This is a genomic window from Methyloglobulus sp. (genome assembly GCF_040079455.1).
Classification (GTDB): domain Bacteria; phylum Pseudomonadota; class Gammaproteobacteria; order Methylococcales; family Methylomonadaceae; genus Methyloglobulus.
The window spans coordinates 1-17,376 of record NZ_JBEBKJ010000077.1; the positions used below are offsets into that span (position 1 = coordinate 1).

Annotated in this window: 18 protein-coding genes and 1 pseudogene; 4 read left to right on the forward strand and 15 right to left on the reverse strand. The window is 45.9% G+C overall.

Annotated elements, in window-relative coordinates:
• Nucleotides 1–414: 414 nt before the first annotated feature.
• Together ABL924_RS14550 and ABL924_RS14555 are read right to left on the reverse strand one after the other, a co-directional pair.
• Nucleotides 415–1,275 (reverse strand): C39 family peptidase, encoded by an 861-nt coding sequence (locus ABL924_RS14550; protein WP_349027822.1) that lies wholly within the window; start codon nucleotides 1,273–1,275, stop codon nucleotides 415–417.
• Between the two features lie 141 nt (nucleotides 1,276–1,416).
• Nucleotides 1,417–1,734, reverse strand: a complete 318-nt coding sequence (locus ABL924_RS14555) for a hypothetical protein (protein WP_349027823.1) — start codon at nucleotides 1,732–1,734, stop codon at nucleotides 1,417–1,419.
• Between the two features lie 514 nt (nucleotides 1,735–2,248).
• Between ABL924_RS14555 and ABL924_RS14560 the strand changes: the two genes are divergently transcribed.
• The gene (locus ABL924_RS14560) at nucleotides 2,249–3,841 is read left to right on the forward strand and encodes a hypothetical protein (RefSeq protein ID WP_349027824.1); all 1,593 of its coding nucleotides are present in this window, start codon (nucleotides 2,249–2,251) and stop codon (nucleotides 3,839–3,841) included.
• A gap of 284 nt (nucleotides 3,842–4,125) precedes the next feature.
• On the opposite strand, the gene ABL924_RS14565 is transcribed toward ABL924_RS14560, so the two are convergent.
• The 7 genes from ABL924_RS14565 to ABL924_RS14595 all read right to left on the reverse strand — a co-directional run bounded on the left by ABL924_RS14565 (nucleotide 4,126) and on the right by ABL924_RS14595 (nucleotide 9,270).
• Complete coding sequence (locus ABL924_RS14565) at nucleotides 4,126–4,359, reverse strand: hypothetical protein (protein WP_349027825.1); 234 nt, start codon at nucleotides 4,357–4,359, stop codon at nucleotides 4,126–4,128.
• Between the two features lie 236 nt (nucleotides 4,360–4,595).
• Nucleotides 4,596–5,612 carry a tyrosine-type recombinase/integrase gene (locus ABL924_RS14570; protein WP_349027826.1) on the reverse strand — a complete coding sequence of 339 codons (1,017 nt, stop codon included), beginning with the start codon at nucleotides 5,610–5,612 and terminating at the stop codon, nucleotides 4,596–4,598.
• Nucleotides 5,605–6,582: a tyrosine-type recombinase/integrase gene (locus ABL924_RS14575; RefSeq protein ID WP_349027827.1), complete on the reverse strand. Its 978-nt coding sequence runs from the start codon at nucleotides 6,580–6,582 to the stop codon at nucleotides 5,605–5,607. Before ABL924_RS14575 ends, ABL924_RS14570 begins: the two co-directional genes overlap by 8 nt.
• Entirely contained in the window at nucleotides 6,579–7,823 is a 1,245-nt protein-coding gene (locus ABL924_RS14580; RefSeq protein WP_349027828.1) for a site-specific integrase, read from the reverse strand. The genes ABL924_RS14575 and ABL924_RS14580 overlap by 4 nt, the downstream gene beginning before the upstream one ends.
• A gap of 215 nt (nucleotides 7,824–8,038) precedes the next feature.
• Entirely contained in the window at nucleotides 8,039–8,596 is a 558-nt protein-coding gene (locus tag ABL924_RS14585; RefSeq protein WP_349027829.1) for a recombinase family protein, read from the reverse strand.
• Nucleotides 8,597–8,662: 66 nt separating this feature from the next.
• Entirely contained in the window at nucleotides 8,663–9,043 is a 381-nt protein-coding gene (locus ABL924_RS14590; RefSeq protein WP_349027830.1) for a DUF5615 family PIN-like protein, read from the reverse strand.
• Nucleotides 9,040–9,270: a DUF433 domain-containing protein gene (locus ABL924_RS14595; protein WP_349027831.1), complete on the reverse strand. Its 231-nt coding sequence runs from the start codon at nucleotides 9,268–9,270 to the stop codon at nucleotides 9,040–9,042. The genes ABL924_RS14590 and ABL924_RS14595 overlap by 4 nt, the downstream gene beginning before the upstream one ends.
• 172 nt (nucleotides 9,271–9,442) lie before the next feature.
• On the opposite strand from ABL924_RS14595, the gene ABL924_RS14600 reads away from it, so the two are divergent.
• Both ABL924_RS14600 and ABL924_RS14605 read left to right on the forward strand, forming a co-directional pair.
• Nucleotides 9,443–10,273, forward strand: coding sequence for a DUF4158 domain-containing protein (locus tag ABL924_RS14600; RefSeq protein ID WP_349027832.1), 831 nt, complete (start codon nucleotides 9,443–9,445; stop codon nucleotides 10,271–10,273).
• Nucleotides 10,270–12,553: pseudogene (locus ABL924_RS14605) on the forward strand (Tn3 family transposase); the annotation flags it as partial. The gene ABL924_RS14600 and the pseudogene ABL924_RS14605, both read left to right, overlap by 4 nt.
• 7 nt (nucleotides 12,554–12,560) lie before the next feature.
• Here the strand turns inward: ABL924_RS14605 and ABL924_RS14610 are convergent.
• The 6 genes from ABL924_RS14610 to ABL924_RS14635 all read right to left on the reverse strand — a co-directional run bounded on the left by ABL924_RS14610 (nucleotide 12,561) and on the right by ABL924_RS14635 (nucleotide 16,358).
• Entirely contained in the window at nucleotides 12,561–12,755 is a 195-nt protein-coding gene (locus ABL924_RS14610; protein ID WP_349027833.1) for a transposase, read from the reverse strand.
• A gap of 160 nt (nucleotides 12,756–12,915) precedes the next feature.
• On the reverse strand, nucleotides 12,916–14,079 hold the full coding sequence (locus ABL924_RS14615) for an acyltransferase family protein (RefSeq protein WP_349027834.1): 1,164 nt from the start codon (nucleotides 14,077–14,079) through the stop codon (nucleotides 12,916–12,918).
• Between the two features lie 22 nt (nucleotides 14,080–14,101).
• Nucleotides 14,102–14,749, reverse strand: coding sequence for an SGNH/GDSL hydrolase family protein (locus ABL924_RS14620; RefSeq protein WP_349027835.1), 648 nt, complete (start codon nucleotides 14,747–14,749; stop codon nucleotides 14,102–14,104).
• Between the two features lie 39 nt (nucleotides 14,750–14,788).
• Nucleotides 14,789–15,796, reverse strand: coding sequence for a hydrolase (locus tag ABL924_RS14625; protein WP_349027836.1), 1,008 nt, complete (start codon nucleotides 15,794–15,796; stop codon nucleotides 14,789–14,791).
• Nucleotides 15,797–15,899: 103 nt separating this feature from the next.
• Nucleotides 15,900–16,082, reverse strand: a complete 183-nt coding sequence (locus ABL924_RS14630) for a hypothetical protein (protein WP_349027837.1) — start codon at nucleotides 16,080–16,082, stop codon at nucleotides 15,900–15,902.
• Between the two features lie 36 nt (nucleotides 16,083–16,118).
• Nucleotides 16,119–16,358 carry a hypothetical protein gene (locus ABL924_RS14635; RefSeq protein ID WP_349027838.1) on the reverse strand — a complete coding sequence of 80 codons (240 nt, stop codon included), beginning with the start codon at nucleotides 16,356–16,358 and terminating at the stop codon, nucleotides 16,119–16,121.
• Nucleotides 16,359–16,502: 144 nt separating this feature from the next.
• On the opposite strand from ABL924_RS14635, the gene ABL924_RS14640 reads away from it, so the two are divergent.
• Entirely contained in the window at nucleotides 16,503–16,877 is a 375-nt protein-coding gene (locus tag ABL924_RS14640; RefSeq protein ID WP_349027839.1) for a hypothetical protein, read from the forward strand.
• Nucleotides 16,878–17,376 lie beyond the last annotated feature (499 nt).

Below are 17,376 nucleotides of genomic sequence, written 5' to 3' on the forward strand. Positions count from 1 at the left end.
CCCATAAACGCTGTATTAAGGAAAAAGTAAACCACAATGACCCTAACAAATAAAACGGCTATTTTTTTCATATTATTGGCAACTGTTTTATTGAAATATAATATTTATCATATAATTATTTTATAAACAACAAGTAATTTATCATAAATATACCATATCTCTATGTATTAAAATAAATTTCTGTATATTTTTCTGCCGTATTAAGTAGAATACCGTTAAGAAGTACTTGATTTGGGACATTAAGGCTTATGTTAAAATTGCCGAGCATCGACCCTAAACAACCGTTTTATTTTAGTTAATGAGCAACTTGCCCTTGTCATGTTTGCAATCGTTCGTTTTGCGGACAGAAGTCGATATTGCCCTTGGGACAGACTCAATACTGGTGAACGGAGAATTAAACCTTCATTGCGTGAGTTAAGGTGGGTGTGCTCGAAGCGCAAAGTCAACAGCCATCTTGGTAAAAAAATTTGTACGGTAAAACACATTGCGCACGTCGGGTCTGGAGAAGTCGTCAGGTCGGCCAACTAACAACTTATGCAGCGTTATGTCTTCTTCCCCCGCCTTACCTAATACAAAAATAACCCCGCCATATTCTTCCTCAAAGCGGGCAAGACTCATCCTAAGGTTGCCACGTCCAGGATCCGCCAAATAAACTCGGTCTTCTGAAATACCTCGTAAAACCGCAAAATGGTGGTAGCCCATGGGGCGCACAAAAACAATGACGGGAGCCGCCAGTTTTTTTAGTTGATCAAAAGTGAGCTTAAAACCGTCCGCCTTAAAACCTTTCTGTAGGGCGACATGTTTTAGGTCAAGCAACGAAAAACCATTGAGCTTTTTACGTGATTTTTCTTTATCGCTCATATTAGATAGCCGAACATTTAACAAATCGAGCAATTCTTTTTCAGATGTCGATTCACCAAAGTAGCCGCTTATCAAGGTGGCTAACGCAGCGGCACCGCAAGAATAATCAAGTTGCTGCTTAACTACATTTTGGTCGCGGAGTTCTTTAAAGGTATGGCGAACTGGGGCTGTACTTATTTCGTTGTCACTCTCGCTGGATGGCAATGCGTTCGCCATGAACGGGAAAATAAGCAATAAAATCAGAATATTAAGCTGCTGGCATATTTCTTTGAAAAAAAAGGATGGATTACAACGATGAAAGTCATGGATATTTGGCTGAATGTTACTTGTTAGCCAAGAAGTAACATTAATTTTATTTTGGTTTAAAAAACTATTGTTTGGGTTGTTTTTGTCCAATGTGGGCGGCTTGTTCATCTAATTTTGATGCCGTGTTGTTTAAAACTGCCTGCTAATATTAGATCACTACACCGAAATAGCAAACCATCGGCCTAGGTAAGCGTCCTTACCTAGGCCTTTGAGCTTAAATCATCGTGTGATGATGTCTAATTGCTTAGCTTATGGCAACCAACCAATTACTTGCAGGAAGTTCGCGCCTGTAACCGGTAGTTGGTTGGATACTGAATGGAAAGCACCTTTTGCTACTGAGCCAAGTGATGAACACAAACTAACACCACCACCAGGCGCGCCATTATTTACCGCTGTAGTAGCATTTGGTGTGGAGCATATTGAGCCACCTTCTGTGCTAGCCAACGCATCATCTTGCATCGGCGCAGCTTGTATTACACTCAACGCATGGAAATCATCAGCAGCCATAGCAAAGTTGGATGATAGGATGATAGCTAATGCGCCACCTAACAATGTTGATTTTATCATTTTAGTTCTCCTAATGTAGTAAGAATACCGAACTTAGGGCTAAGTAAATATTACTCGTAGTACACAAAACACCCTTTGTATCGGCGTATTTATTGTAATTTGAGGCTAACATCCATGCCTCCGTGACTTCATCCTGATTTAACAATAGTCAACGATCAGGAATTTGTCAATATCGTTTTATGCTATTTTTTAAATTATTTTTTGGCAATCTTTCTGCACGAAAAACAAAATTACCCTGCCATTTTTTAGCACTTAGACAACCGTTCATATTATCTTTTCAGATTTAAATCAAGGCATTAAAACGGAATATTGGGGGTGCAATGGACGATTTCACAGTGAATACTAGCTGGTCTCAAAGATTACATTCAAAAGCTAAAATTTAAGTTAATATGTTAATATTAACAATTTGTTACGATATAATCTTCATATAATGTAACAGCATCTACGTGGACACCATCTTCAAGCCAGAGTATCCTTAGCGAAACTTTAATTCATTAATGATTAGGGGAATACAATGAAAATAACTAGAAAAACAAAATTGTTGGGTTGTGCATTAGCCGTTATCCTGTCATCCAGCCTCGCTATGGCATCTGACTTCCATTCACTCGCCGAATTACAAAAAGCAAGGCTCACAAATCAGCATAACGTAGTTTTGGTTGCCAAGGAAATGCGAGGAAAGTGTGTGACTATAGGCAATTCAACCATAGACACTAAAAAAGCGGAGGGATTTTGTTTAGGTGCTAAGCTCAACATCCCAATAGCTAAATTGAGAAATAATTTGGCACTTAAAAAATCATCTGCACAATTACTAACGCAGGATTCAGCATTAAAGGGCGATTCCAGTAAGTTACTCGATGTGGGGCTGGCTGAGACATCTAAAGGCGCGAATTGCGTGTCGGTTGGCGGCTCAAAAGCTGGGGCGGCAGGAAATACCGGCGCATTTTGCCTTGCTGCGGATATCAAGACCTCTAATACACCGTCTGCAAATTTTTCCGTAGCCAACGGTTTGCCTGTGGAAGGGCTACAGTTACTACAAGTTTCCTTTCAAGACGGCAGCAAAATTATTGGATCAAGACCTTTTACTGCCACAGGCGCAGCAACGGGTGCTAAATGCGTGTCGGTTGGTGGGTCTAACGCAGGGGCGACTGGTGCAGTTGGTGATTTTTGTGTCGCTTCTGATCTTGTTGCAGCAGCAACGTCACCCGCGAAATTTTCCTTAGCCAATAGCTTGCCTGTGGCGAGCCTACAGCTCTTACAGATTACTTTTAAGGACGGCAAACTTGATGGATCAAATCTTCCTATTGCTGGTGCAAAATGTGCGTCCGTTGGTGGCTCAAGTGCGGTAAATGGGGATTTGGGTGGATTTTGCCTGGTTTCTGATCTCAGTACATCAGCAACAAACCTCGTCAATTTTGCGGTTGCCAATAAATTACCCGCTGCAGGCTTACAATTTTTACAAGTTACTTTTAGGGACGGATTTTCAATTGATAAATCGGGAAATCTGCTCAATACTCCACTAGGTGCAAAGTGTGTTTCGGCTAATGGCGGGAGCGCAACTACAGGGGCTACGGGTGAATTTTGTTTAGTGTCAAAACTCAGCACGTTAGCATCTGGTTTTGCAGGTTTTTCAATCGCCAATGACTTACCTGTAAAGGGCTTACAGTTTTTACAGGTCATGTTTGGAGATAGCAGCCCACTTGGTGGATCAGCAGATACCCCGATATGTAAATCGGCAGGTGGCTCAACTTCAGCAGTAGGAGCTAACAGTGGATTTTGTTTAACCTCAGATCGCCGCATGTCTAATACGAGCTATGCAAATTTTTCAGTGGCCAATAACTTGCCAGTGACAGCTTTGCAATTCGTACAGGCTCCGTTTAGAGATAGCAGCCAACAACGCGACCCACGTAGCCCAGCGGATGCCGGTGCGGTAACGGGCGTGACTCTTTCCTATGTTGCTAGCTCCCACCTACCCCTACCGAATCTTGTGCGTTTTGCAGGTCATAAACAACGTTATTTTGGTATAACCGAACAAGCAAGTGGTATTGTGATGCGCTCCAATCCACACAAACTCCCTGACGTTCAACCTGTATTCTGGCTCGGGCGCTAAATTCAGGTGGACATATCGCGCAGCAAGTGGCAATTAGATAAGAAATCTCTGTGTTGCTTTCAATTTATTTATCTAACGTAAGGACACTTCTACCTTGGTAGGTCTTTCAGATTATTCAGATCGATCCCGTATATGGCGGGTTAGCCGCGCAACCCACGGTGGGATGAAGTAGTTGCCGATATTCCCGCGCGGCGTAACTCGCCAGATGGTAGATTGCCATCGGCCGATCCTTACCCAGATGCAAAGGTTAGTAGTTTTATATCAGGTAACGTGTCTGTAGACACTCACTTTTGCGGGGAGTCGCTATTTTTGCGAAAGCTTGTTTTGAGGACTTCCTGTCCAAACAAGTGGCAAAAACTTAACGCGACCGCCAATGCCTGCGGCTGCCCCAGCCGTTCCTTACGACTACGCTCAGGACAGGCTCTGCTACCCTCGCCCCATACCCGACAAGGGGTATGGGACATCGTTGCGCAATGACTCGACGCGATGTCGTAAAGCTGTGCATTTTCACGCCGCAAACAGCGCTTCGTGAAAACACACAGCACTATCGCTTCTGGGGACTAAAAATCTTCACTCCGCTAACGCTACGTTTCCAGGATTTTCAGCGTAGGTCATACAAACGGCTGGTTAGGGTCGCTATGGATAGCTATCCATAGCGACCCCTATGTATAGACCCTAACTATGTATAGCTGCGTTTTATTCCGCCCCGTACCCCGCGCACTGCCGGTAAAGTCCGGCAGTGCGCTTTACATAGTTATAAATCTTGAAGGAACTGCATTAATGCATCATCAGCTGGATGGTAGCGACTGATTGTTGTTTCGGGCTCTTGAAGCCTCGCCAATGCTTTTTCCTTCATGGCTAAATCTGCTTCGACGTAGCGATGTGTGGTAGTCGTGCTCTCGTGACCCAGCCATAAGGCAATCACACTAAATGCGACACCGGACTGTAACAGATGCATGGCTGTCGTATGCCTTATGATATGAGGCGAGATTTTTCGTTTGGAGAGGCTTTTATGTGCCTGGGCTGCCCGATCTACCGCAATGTTTAGGCGTTGGGTGACATTACAACGTGTCATCGGATTGCCATCCCGGTTAGGCAATAACGCGGTTTCTGTACCCAACATTGGGTTACGCCGCAACCAGACTCCGATTTCATGGGCTGTGCTTTTCCATAAAGGTGTTGATCGCTGTTTTCGGCCCTTGCCACGTAAATGCACGCAGGCAGACTCCCCCAACACAACATCGCTCACCTTGATACCAATGATTTCTGAGACACGAGCCCCCGTATTGTAAAGCATGGCGAACAATAGATGGTCACGTTGTGAAGTCCAAGTTTCACCGGGCTGCCCAATCACCGCCAACATTTCCTCACGGGTCATAAAACCCAGCATAGGGCGTTCGAAGCGTTTCATGGGCACACCCAATGCCTGCTCGATAATAAAGAAAGACGATACGTCGCGCCGCGCTGCGAACTTAAGGAACGCACGCAACGCCGTCAGTCTCAGGTTGCGGCTGCGCACCGAATTTTGCCTTTGTTGTTCCAAGTGTTCCAGGAATGCCAGTATCAATTCCGGCACGATGTCGCTCAATTTCAGTGCCGTCGGCATTATGCCCAACTGATGCTGAGCGAAATCCAGGAACAACAGCATGGCGTCCCGGTAGGAAGCAATCGTGCGAGGGCTCAATGCACGCTGGGCCACCAGATACTCGGTAAAAAATTGCTGCACCAACGCAGCAAACGATACGGGCCGGGGTGATGTTGTTTCAGTCATGGCACACCTCCGGCATATTTGTAAAGCATTCAAACCGTTCTGCCGCCACTGACATGAGTTGGGGGATGCCGGTGAGGTACCAGTAAGTGTTAGTCACCATGGCATGCCCCACATACGTGGACAAGGCCAACATCTGCTGGTCGACATCCAGTCCTTGGGCCTGCCAGAGCAGCACGCGGCGGACGACAAAGGTGTGCCTTAAATCATGGATGCGTGGGGCATTATGCGCACCACGGTTGATCCAACCTAATTGATCGCGTAAGCCAATGAATACGCGATGGACTTGTTCCAAGCTGAGTGGCTGCCCCAACCGTCGCCCACGCGTACTGATAAAAAACGACGTATCTTCTGTTACTGCAATAGACAAATTCCGTTTCGACCGATAGTGTTTCAATATCTCTATAGTGCTCGGATGAATTGGAACATGGCGTGACTTGGCAAATTTGGTTTTACGTACGGTTAGCGTTCCCGACTTCAAGTCAACTTCAGTGTCTAGCAGGTGGACGGCTTCAGAAACACGGAGGCCCGTGGAAGCGATTAAACCGAACAGTGTTTCGTAGGTGGCACCGCGCAATCCTGGAATAAAGGAACCCAGGTTACGGGCTGCCGCCAACAAATCGATGATCTCCTGCTCGCTGTAGATATGCGGTGCCAAGCGCTGGCCAATCCGACCGAAGATAGTATCGTCCGGCACTTCGGTACGGGGTTCAAATTGTTGTAGGTAACGGCAAAATGAGCGCAGACGTTTCAGTCGTTGCGCCCAAGTCGATGGCTTATCGCTGTTGCCCTGGTCTTGCCGCGCCCAATCGGCCATGATCTCAACGGTCAAGGGTTCTTGGCTATCAAGTGCATCCATGTAACGGGCAAAACTCATAATTGAATAGCCAGTGGTGCGTAAGCCATACCCTAGTCGACGGCGCTCGCTCAGGTAATTTTCGGCATGTGTTTGCATCAAAATATGCGCATTCATGACACACTCCCTGGCCAAGGTAAAGCCACTGCAGCAAGATTTTTGCTATCAAGCTTGGCATAAACCAAGGTAGTATTCAGCGAGCGATGCCGAAGTACATCAGCCACCTCTTTAAGTGAACTGCCACCCGCCAATAGTCGGCTGGCCATAGTGTGCCGCAGAAGGTGTGAGCGCGTGTACGGCAATCCTGCACGGGCATAAGCCTGTCGTATCGATTTACGGATGAGGTCAGGGCCGACAGGCTGGTCGCGTGGCGCAACGTTACGCACAAACACCGCCCGGTTAGTGGTTTGTGGACGTTCAAACTGCAAATAATCGGCGATAGCTTGGCCGGTTGCTGCGGGTAACGGCATGACATCTTCACGACGGCCTTTAGTCCGTCGCAGCGTGATAGTTGCGGCCGACCAGTCGATATCATCAATCCCAAGGTTAGCCACCTCGCTGCTGCGCAAGCCAAGATCCAGCGCGCAATGCACGATGGCTGCCGTTCTCCGTGCCGCTTTGCCGTCATAGTCAAGGGCGGCTAATAAGCGTTCGACTTCGCCGTTGTTCAATGTCTTCGGTAGAGCCGCTTGTTGCCAGTTGGCCGGGAAACTGGTGACTCCAATCAGATGGTGTACGCAATTGCCCAAAGAAGCGCGATAACGAAAATAACCGCGCAATGCCGAGACAGGGGCGCTGATACTGGTGGTAACTTTGCAAAACTCACTCTGGCAGACGACAAACTTGCGTATATCATCGGGCTTAAAAGCACTGATCTCAACCGGTTGATCGGCAAACTGCCCAAAAAGCAGGCGGCGAATGATAGCAAGATAGTGTTTGCGGGTTTTGGGTGCAAGCCCTCGGACGTGATTCATATGATCATCGAATCGTCGCAACTCCTCATCCACAGGGGTTAGACCGATTGCTGAATCAGCGATAACTGCATTGGCACGTAGCTGAACAAGAAGATGCCCAAGTGCTGCATGTAAATCTTTCCGGTCGTGGAATACAGGCTTTTCACAGTTACAACAAGGCAGGTGATCATCAAGAAAGCGATCGATCAGCGTCTCATCGATGCTTTTGACATCAATATTGCACTGGCCAATCCAAAGCGCAAAGTGAGCCAGTCCAGCAAGGTAATTATCAATAGTGTTTGATGCATAGCGACAGTTAAGAAAGTGCAGCATTAAAGCATCAACGTGGGGAGCTAATTGGCTTTCAAGAAGCCATAGCAATTTGTGGCGGTTGGTAGAGTTCATTTTAACCTCCTGAGGTGAGTGAGTTTTCACTTCAGGACACCGGTAAAACTATGTCAAGTTAATAAGCTCGAGATTGGCAGGGACACCAATAAAACATGGCGTTCCGGCCAACTGCAAGTTGCAGCTATACATAGTTAGGGTCTATACATAGGGGTCGAGCACGGTCTGTCGGATAATGATAAATTTATTAGCCAACGCCTGCTTTAGAGAACTTTCTAAGTGTTTGCGGATGCTGGAATCCATCGGTATAAGGTAGGCACTGAAACCCCAAGGTTTTTTGCTACATCCCGAGGCGGGATACCGTTGGCCAGCAACTTCTTGGCTGACTCGATCTTGCTGTCTGTCATTTGGCGTTTACGCCCCCCTTTTCTCCCGAGTTGGCGGGCAACCTCCAATCCTGCTTTGGTCCGTTCAACGGTCAGTTCCCTTTCCATTTCGGCCAAACTAGCCATGACGTGAAAAAAAAACCGACCGGATGTAGTCCCGGTATCAATTGAATCGGTGAGGCTCTTGAATTGTATGCCTTGTTTATACAGGTCGCCGACAAGGTCAACTAGATTCTTGACGCTGCGGCCAAGCCTATCCAGTTTCCATACCACTAGCGTGTCACCTTCCCGAAGCATTTCCAGGGCTTTTGCCAACCCTGGCCGTTCGGCTCGGCTACCGCTAATTTTGTCATCGAATATTTTCTGGCAGCCCGCTTGGGTCAAGGCTTGGAGTTGAAGGTCAAGGTTTTGATCCTGGGTCGAGACGCGCGCATAGCCTATCAACATTTATTTACTCCTACAGACAGATAGGCGAGTCTTATCCGGAAACACATAGAATTCTCTTGCACTCGGTTAACCGTCCGTCGCTATTTGCAAAGGAAGCAGCCGCACCCTGGTTCGGTTCGGATCGACGGTAAGCAATGCCCCTGATTCCAATTCAGACACCATTTGCTTCAGGGCGGCGATGACCTGTAAACCGATTACGTTCGGGCTGACATCATCCGCACGGATTTGTACGACACTGGGTTTATCGCCATGCGTAGCGGCAAGGATCGCGCTAAAGTCCAAATCGTGGGTAAGGACGACATAATCATTTGCCCTGGCGTAGGCCATGATTTCAGAATCCGGTGCGTTGTTCGCACCCAATGTTGACCAATGTCTTGCCTCAATGCCAGCATCGACCAACAAGCCCACCCAACGCGGGGTCAAATTCATATCGACGATCAGCTTCATGCGGAAGCCAATACGACCTCACGTTCTTCTGCTAGCCAGGCCGCATAACGAAGTGCCTGCATGATGTCTTCACGTTCAAGGTAGGGGTAGTCGGCGAGAATTTCATCCACGCTATGTCCAGTGCCGACTTGCCCGACGATCATGCCTACAGTTACGCGCATCCCACGGATACATGCTTTACCCCCCATCATATCGGGGTTCTGGGTAATACGATTCAATTGCCCCATGGCTTACTCCTTATCAAAACTCATTGAAATAGTAGTGGATTGAGAATATAGTTTCAAGAACTATTTATGAGAATTGTAATGCCTTGATTTAATTTATCGCATAAATGAAAGGGCATGCCTTCTCAAAAACCTCCGTTTGTGCAATTACTATAACAGCTAATTTTTACATTATATGCCCGTTCAATTCACCAGCGCCGAACAACGACAAAATTATGGTCGGTATTCTGGAGAACCCAGTAGCGATGAACTGACGCGATATTTTCACCTGGACGATACTGACCTTAACGCAATTGCCAAGAAACGGGGCGACCATAATCGGCTTGGCTTTGCGGCGCAATTGACTACTGTCCGTTTTCTTGGCACTTTTCTGGAAGACCCAACGGAGATACCGAATGCGGTTTTGCAAACATTAGGCCGACAATTGCAAATTCAAGACCTTGGTATTTTGTCCAGATATAAAGGGGCAAAACAGCGCTGGGAGCATATTGTTGAAATCCGGTCACGCTATGGGTTTAAGGACTGGAACGAACCGGCAATTGGGTTTCGATTGAAACGGTGGCTTTATGCCTTATGTTGGACTGGCACAGAACAGGCAAGTGTGCTGTTTGATCGTGCCACGGTATGGATGTTGTCCCACAAGGTCATCTTACCGAGATGTACGACACTTGAACGCTTCGTAGCAAAATTGCGTAGCCGCGTCGAGACTAGGTTATGGCTGCGTTTAGGGCAAAATATTACTGTTGAACAACGCAGACAATTGGAGGATTTATTAAAAGTTCCTCCCCAAGGGCGTAGCTCTTGGTTGGACAAACTGCGTACTGGGCCCGTCAGGGTCAGCGGCAGATCGCTGGTTGCCGCTATTCATCGGTTGCAAACAATCCGTGATTTATTGATTCGGCCTTATGAAGGTTTAACTTCCGTTCGCCTTGAGCCTGTCGAAAGGCTTGTGTGCTTCGACAAGATCAGCGCGAACGGTTCAAACATTAAAAGGCCGAATCTATAGGCATAAAACTACCAAAGACCAGCGTTCCTCCCAGTAGGCTTGCTACGTTAGCCCGGTTCGCCGGAACCGCCAAAGTGACAGCCATTATTCGGTTACCGCCTATTCGTCGTTTAGCTACATTAGTTGCATTTATCCATTGTTTAGAAGCGACCGCCCAAGATGATGTAGTTGAAGTTTTAGATGTTTTGCTCAACGCTTTCTTTAACCAAGCCGCCAAGGCCGACAAAAAAGCCAGGCTGCGTAGCCTTAAAGACCTTGATAAAGCGGCTATGGTATTAGCAACCGCATGTCGTAAGGTGCTAAATTATGAAATTGATGATTATTCTTTACGAGAAATCATCTTTTCTTAAATCCCACCAAAAAATCTGGCCGAAGCACTTGTTATGGTTGAATCATTAGTTCGGCCACCAGATGATATTTATTATACAGAATTAGAGAATCGCTACCGGAGCTTACGGCTATTTATTCCAAGCTTGTTAAAGCATATCGCATTTGGCGCAAGCCCTGCGGGTAAACCGGTTGTTGAGGGTTACGAGTGGCTCAAGCTGCACGAATTGCGTATCAAAACTAAACTAGCAGCACCGAGAGACGTTATCACTAATTCCTGGCAACGCTATGTATTGGATGACAATGATGAAATACAAATAAAAGCTTACACTCTGTGCGTATTTGATGAATTGAGGAAAGCACTGCGTCGCCGTGATATTTTTGTCAGTCCAAGCTGGCGTTATGCTGATCCCCGTGCGGGATTGCTGCAAGGCGAGGAGTGGGAAAACACCAGGCCCATTGTCTGCCGAAGCCTTGGGCTGTCTAATCATCCAGGGCACACCTTATCGGCTATGGCTTTGGAGCTAGATCAAACTTAATAAAGCGGTTGCCGCTCGTTTACCGGACAATCTGGCTGTCAGATTTGAGAAGAATAATGATAAAACTGAACTCATTTTAAGTCCGCTCGACAAGCTGGAGGAGCCGGAATCGTTGGTAAAACTTCGAGAACAGGTGATTTCCAGAATGCCTGTCGTTGACCTGCCTGAAATTTTGCTTGAAATTTCGGCACGGACAAAATTTACCGGCGCCTTCACCCATATTAGCGAACGCAGCGCAAGGGCGCAGGATTTAAATGTCAGCTTGTGCGCTGTCTTGCTTGCCGAAGCCTGCAATACCGGCCCGGAACCGCTGATTAACCATGATACACCCGCCCTTAAACGGGAACGGTTAGCATGGGTTAACCAAAATTATTTACGGGATGACACGCTGATTGCAGCCAATTCGATCCTGGTTGCCGCACAAAATCAAATTCCGCTTGCCCATGCTTGGGGCGGCGGCGAAGTGGCTTCGGCTGATGGTTTACGCTTCGTCGTTCCCGTGCGTACTGTCCATGCAGGCCCGAATCCCAAATATTTTGGGTATGGCCGGGGAGTGACTTGGTACAATTTGATGTCTGACCAATGTACTGGCTTGAATGGGATTACGGTACCGGGTACCTTGCGTGACAGCTTAATTTTACTGGCCGTGGTTTTGGAACAACAAACTGAATTACAGCCAACCCGGATAATGACCGACACTGGCGCTTACAGCGATGTGGTGTTTGGGCTTTTTCGGCTGCTTGGTTACCGGTTTAGCCCGCGCTTGGCGGATATTGGCGGAACGCGGTTTTGGCGTATTGACAAACACGCCGACTATGGCGAGCTTAACGCAATTTCCAAGCATTATATTTCCTTAACCAGGATTGCAAGGCATTGGGATGACTTATTGCGGTTGGCGGGGTCGCTGAAAATGGGTAAAGTTCCCGCAACCGGCATCATGCGTACCTTACAGGTGGGTGACCGCCCGACACAATTGGCATTGGCGTTAGCCGAATTCGGCAGGATAGAAAAAACACTGCATTCGTTAAACTACATTGATGATAAAAACCTGCGACGCGGAACTTTGCTACAACTTAACCGTACCGAAGGAAGGCATAGTTTAGCCAGGGATGTGTTTCATGGCAAACGCGGCGAACTACGTCAACGCTACCGTGAAGGGCAGGAAGACCAATTAAGCGCTTTGGGCTTGGTCGTCAACATTATTGTCTTATGGAACACCATTTATATGGACGCTGCGCTGAACCAATTACGGGTAGAAGGCCATGAGGTTTTGGACGAAGATATCGCAAGATTATCGCCTTTCATCCATGAACAGCACATTAATTTACTGGGACGATATTCATTTTCAGTCCCTGAAGCAGTCAAACGAGGCGAGTTAAGACCACTACGAAATCCGAACGATGAAAACCCTTAACTGGATTTTACGTTCCATTGCGCCCTAAACCCCTATTCCGACGCTTTGTACGCCATGAGTACAACATTGCTTCGGCGAGGCCTAAATCCTGCGCCACCTTGGGGATGCCATCTCGGTCAGCTCGTTCCAATGCTTGTTCTTTAAATTGGGATGTGTATTTGTTGCGTACCGTTTTTCTGGCTTCTTCTTTTTTTGTTTTCATTGTTTACCTCGGTTTTAGAGATTACTCTCTTAGCCGAGTGTCCGCTAGATTGGGGCAAGATCACAATACATTCAATTAGCTTGACTTAAAACTTTAAAAGGCCGAAGCAATAATTAAGCAGCCCTAATGGCTTTAAACATAACAACGCCAAATCAATAGCCTACGAGATTAACTTTTTATCAATAGCCGACCAAATAGTGGAAAAAGCCTTGGACACTAATGGAATTAGTTTTTCAATAAGCATGGCTATTATTAGGGAACAGATGGTCGACACAACAAGGGTTTTCCAAAATGAGGGCACTCCATCCTCAAAATATTCACTCAAACGATGGGCGAAGAAATTATGCATAAGAAAAAAAGAGTAACTCAATGCACCTAGCTTAATGATTACAGGCGTAAGAAAATTGTCTTCGATTTCTGAGAATAATGAATAAAACAGCATAACAATAGCGGGGGCATAAAAGAATTCAGCAACCGTCCATCCCAGCCAACTAAATTGGGTCACAAAACCAAGTATATATAGGAAGGTTGCGACAAAAAATATAACCTTTCGGTCAGAGGTAAAATTCCGCTCTTTAATTAGCTTACCAAAGGCCATGCCTAAAGCGATCAAAAAGATTTTCGCAGGGAACAGCAAAAACGGAGCCTCGCCTACTGCTGTGTCCATAATCGAGAAGTTGATATGGGCTTCAAAAAGGTAAACGGATAACAATCTATATAACAATGACAATAAACCAAAGAATAACAAGAAATTTTTAACACCCCATTGTTCCAGTTTTTTAAGCATAAAGGGAGAAACAACCACTACAGCCAGCATAAATGGAACAAACCACCATGGACCGCTGATTTGTTGCAATAATGTACCGTGAAAATCATAAGCTAAAGGATAAGTGAAAGCCACAAACCAATGCCAAGCACCCGCTAAATAACCACCGAAAAAATAATGATGCAAAGCAGATAACACCAATGTAAAAAAAACCGCCAACCAAAACGGCCATAACACTCTGAGCCATCTTCTTTTTAGGTAATCAACATAAATTTCATCTCCCCGCCAAGATAAAACTGTAGCAAGTCCAATCAAGAGTATAAAAACATCAAGGAATTGAAAACCGAATAGCGCAACAAAGCCCACTAACATATTGAGACTTAGACCAAACTTATCGACTAATACAGTAACTAAGGTTTGCCCATTTGACATAAGACCATTGGGTGACGGGCTAAAAGCATAATGGGTGAAATACAAACTGGTGTGGTAAAGCAATATCCCAAATGCAGATACAACTCTTAATATTTCAATCCAGACGAGTCTCGCTTTGTTTTGCATAGTGATTACTTTTTGTTGGGTTTTACCACTTATATCCAATGGTTTGTAGGAAGGCTATTGCTAACACCATGTGTCCGGTACGTGTAGGATGCACACGGTCCCAAGCTAAGGCCATCGGGTGTAAATCGTTTAAAACAGCATCGAAAGCGGCTTGCGTATCGACTAAAATTGCCTGATGTTTTTCTGCCAATTGTCGTACGGCTTCCCCATACCGACCCATCATTTTCCGCATTGGTTCAATTGTATTGGGTTCGATGAAGTAAGGTGTCATAAGGATCAAGCCTTTAAGTGATGGTCGAACTGCTTGCAACAGTTCGTCCAAGGTTTGTGTATATTCATCCAGTGGCACATGCCATTCAGGTTGGTTTGGCGAATGAAAATGTCGCCAAACATCATTAATCCCAATAAAGACCGTCAGCCAATCCGGCTTAAGCCCCACCACATCTGTTTGCCACCGGCTTTGTAAATCACGGATAGTGTTGCCAGAAATACCCATATTAACCACTCGAATATGATGCGCTGGATAACGCGCTGTTAGCAAGCTGTCCAACAAACTGACATAACCATTGCCCAAGGCATCAAACAGGCCTTCCCCTATCGGTCGCGCTCGGTCGCAATCGGTGATGGAGTCCCCAATTATGACCAATTTACTGTTAGGTTGGATAATCATCTGCTGTTCTCCTGTTTGATGGAAAGCTTTGTTTTGATGTTAAATATGCGTATATTCACTTAACTTATCTAGCAAAAATTTCGGTATTCTCTGTTCTAGCCAATACTGCGGTTTGAATGGAACGTGTCCAGTTATAAATCCGACATGACCGCCATGTTGGGTAAATTCCAGTTGCACAGACGGCGATATTTCATCGAGATTGGGTAAGACTTCGGATGTCATAAAGGGGTCGTCAACCGATTGAATCAAAACGGTACTTACTGTGATCGACTTGAGATATTGCCTAGAACTGGAACGGTTGTAGTAGTCATGGACATCAGTAAAGCCGTGCAATTTGGCAACAACCCGATCATCATATTCCCAGAACGAGTTGATGGTCGATAAATCGCCCAATCCTTTAATCTTCTTAGCGTCTTCCGTATTACCTATAGTTTCCAGATGCGCCAGTTTGTTGTACAAATAGTCTTTCAATTCTTGCAGTAAATGACTGCGGTAGCGCGTTGCAAAACCGTTATCCAGTTTGGTCGCGCAAATCCCTAACAGCAAAGGCACGGAAACAGCCACAGCGGCAAACAAGTTTACGTTTTGTCCTTGTTCGCCCAGCCACTTTAGCAGAACGTTACCGCCTAAGGAAAAACCAGCTGCCGCCATTGGCGTGTTAGGTTCGCGTTGCCGTAAGGTTTGATAAAGAGTGTGAATATCTTGAGTTTCGCCCGAATGATAACAACGCGCTCGGTTATTAGATTGACCGCTACAACCACGAAAATTAAGTGCCGCACTACGCAATCCTTGCTTGTGTAAGGCATGTTGCAGGCCTTTAATATAGCCTGATTGTGAACTTCCAGTTAAGCCGTGAAGCAGAATAACCATTGGCTGACTGCCGATTCCGCAGAAATCAATATCAATAAAATCATCATCAGGAGTTGTCAGCCTTTCTCGATAGTAATCGGGTGGATTGGGATCATTCCTAAATAATGCCGGATAAGTCGTTTGTAAATGGCAATTACTTAGCCACCAAGCGGGTTTAAAAGTTGATGTGTTAGCCATGGCTAGCCTATGTTTTAACTATTGACCACCTAAAATATGAATACTCCAAAACGCCAAAAAACCACTAAATAAGACCAGCGTTGAAATATTTTTTTCTTCGACCTCATGGGCTTCCATCAGCAATTCTTCGGTCACCAGTATAGAGTAAAGCGGCGGCACTAAACGCCAATACACCGCCGATGACAGAATGGGAAGCATCGGCCAACAAAAAGCTACCCAGAAATGCAAATATGAATATGGTTGCCCCACCAGCCACAAATCCAGCGCCAATGATAAAATTATCCATAGAAACATCGATAAAAGTTGCCAGCATCAAGCCATATTAACTCCGGTTGATGACGGTGCAAGCGAGGTTTGATGTTCTAATTTGATAGCCCACAGTTTTAACCCATACATAAACAGGGAGCCTGCCGCAAATGACCCTATCAACACCCATTCCCGGCGCATGCTCACGCTCAATTTCAGGCAGCAGTTCGACCGCCAGTGCCGCTAATACTACACCGGCGGCAAAATGCTGGATCAGACTGCGTGTGGCGTGACTTGGCTGCCAAAGTGAAGCCATGATGCCTTCGCAGGATTCCGACGTGGTTCAAAACGCCACCATAGGAAAAACATTAGGAACGGGGTTTCAAACCCCGCCCCGCGTAAGAAAATAAGATACTTCCCCAGCCGGAGGGGGCATGTTGCCCCGTTCGTAGGTTTAGCGTTGTTCAAAAACGACACCATCGACAAAACGTTAGGGATGGGGTTTCAAACCCCATCCCTCGTGGTGGGCAGGTTTTTTTGCCCACCGTCCACCGTTACAAAGAATTATCCGCATGTGCAGAAAAGCGTTGCCCACCAGCCTGCATATTGCCAAACACCACACGCTTGCTGGACGGGGCATGTTGCCCCGTTCGTAGGTTTAGCGTTGTTCAAAAACGACACCATCGACAAAACGTTAGGGACGGGGTTTCAAACCCCGTCCCGCGTGAAGACCAACCTACAAAATGCCCAACATACGGGATACCAAGCTACACGGCTTATCGGGTTATGGGAGGTGTTGGGCATCTATTTGTTGGCAAAACATTTTTGCCATTAATTTTGGGTTGATCTTTACAACATGCCCCGCTAGTTATATTTAAATTACTTCTTAGTTTTTTGGGGGTAGACGGAGAATTGTCCCCGCTTTGAGGGCAAGCAGAAGGTGAGACAATCTTGCCTTTCCATCTAGGGCCACCTGCAGCAGTACTACAATAACAAGCAAATCCGCTTGTTGCTGGTGAGGTTTTGCTTGGACCTGCATGAAATTCGTAAAGTGTTTTATCGTTTGAATTTGCTTTCCATCCTACAAATAAACCTGAAACAAAAACTATTGCCCATAGACCTAATTGATTTAAATTCATGATAAATCCTCAGACTATATAAAGTTGATAAATGTCAAAAATTAATATGATTTAAGTGGTTCTACATTGAAAACCTCTAAAGACTTTTCATCAAAGCTTACCTTATAAGCTTCTTTTGGTTCAGGCTCTATGTAGTTATTGCCAATATAATAGCCCAAAGATAATGCCAATATATAGGGTATAACCTTCAACACT

Bases quoted from the DNA above. Each gene is read 5' to 3' on its own strand.
- ABL924_RS14550 (WP_349027822.1), bottom strand. From the start codon at position 1,275: ATGAACAAGCCGCCCACATTGGACAAAAACAACCCAAACAATAGTTTT.
- ABL924_RS14555 (WP_349027823.1), bottom strand. From the start codon at position 1,734: ATGATAAAATCAACATTGTTAGGTGGCGCATTAGCTATCATCCTATCA.
- ABL924_RS14560 (WP_349027824.1), top strand. From the start codon at position 2,249: ATGAAAATAACTAGAAAAACAAAATTGTTGGGTTGTGCATTAGCCGTT.
- ABL924_RS14570 (WP_349027826.1), bottom strand. From the start codon at position 5,612: ATGACTGAAACAACATCACCCCGGCCCGTATCGTTTGCTGCGTTGGTG.
- ABL924_RS14575 (WP_349027827.1), bottom strand. From the start codon at position 6,582: ATGAATGCGCATATTTTGATGCAAACACATGCCGAAAATTACCTGAGC.
- ABL924_RS14580 (WP_349027828.1), bottom strand. From the start codon at position 7,823: ATGAACTCTACCAACCGCCACAAATTGCTATGGCTTCTTGAAAGCCAA.
- ABL924_RS14585 (WP_349027829.1), bottom strand. From the start codon at position 8,596: ATGTTGATAGGCTATGCGCGCGTCTCGACCCAGGATCAAAACCTTGAC.
- ABL924_RS14590 (WP_349027830.1), bottom strand. From the start codon at position 9,043: ATGAAGCTGATCGTCGATATGAATTTGACCCCGCGTTGGGTGGGCTTG.
- ABL924_RS14595 (WP_349027831.1), bottom strand. From the start codon at position 9,270: ATGGGGCAATTGAATCGTATTACCCAGAACCCCGATATGATGGGGGGT.
- ABL924_RS14600 (WP_349027832.1), top strand. From the start codon at position 9,443: ATGCCCGTTCAATTCACCAGCGCCGAACAACGACAAAATTATGGTCGG.
- ABL924_RS14610 (WP_349027833.1), bottom strand. From the start codon at position 12,755: ATGAAAACAAAAAAAGAAGAAGCCAGAAAAACGGTACGCAACAAATAC.
- ABL924_RS14615 (WP_349027834.1), bottom strand. From the start codon at position 14,079: ATGCAAAACAAAGCGAGACTCGTCTGGATTGAAATATTAAGAGTTGTA.
- ABL924_RS14620 (WP_349027835.1), bottom strand. From the start codon at position 14,749: ATGATTATCCAACCTAACAGTAAATTGGTCATAATTGGGGACTCCATC.
- ABL924_RS14625 (WP_349027836.1), bottom strand. From the start codon at position 15,796: ATGGCTAACACATCAACTTTTAAACCCGCTTGGTGGCTAAGTAATTGC.
- ABL924_RS14630 (WP_349027837.1), bottom strand. From the start codon at position 16,082: ATGGATAATTTTATCATTGGCGCTGGATTTGTGGCTGGTGGGGCAACC.
- ABL924_RS14635 (WP_349027838.1), bottom strand. From the start codon at position 16,358: ATGGCTTCACTTTGGCAGCCAAGTCACGCCACACGCAGTCTGATCCAG.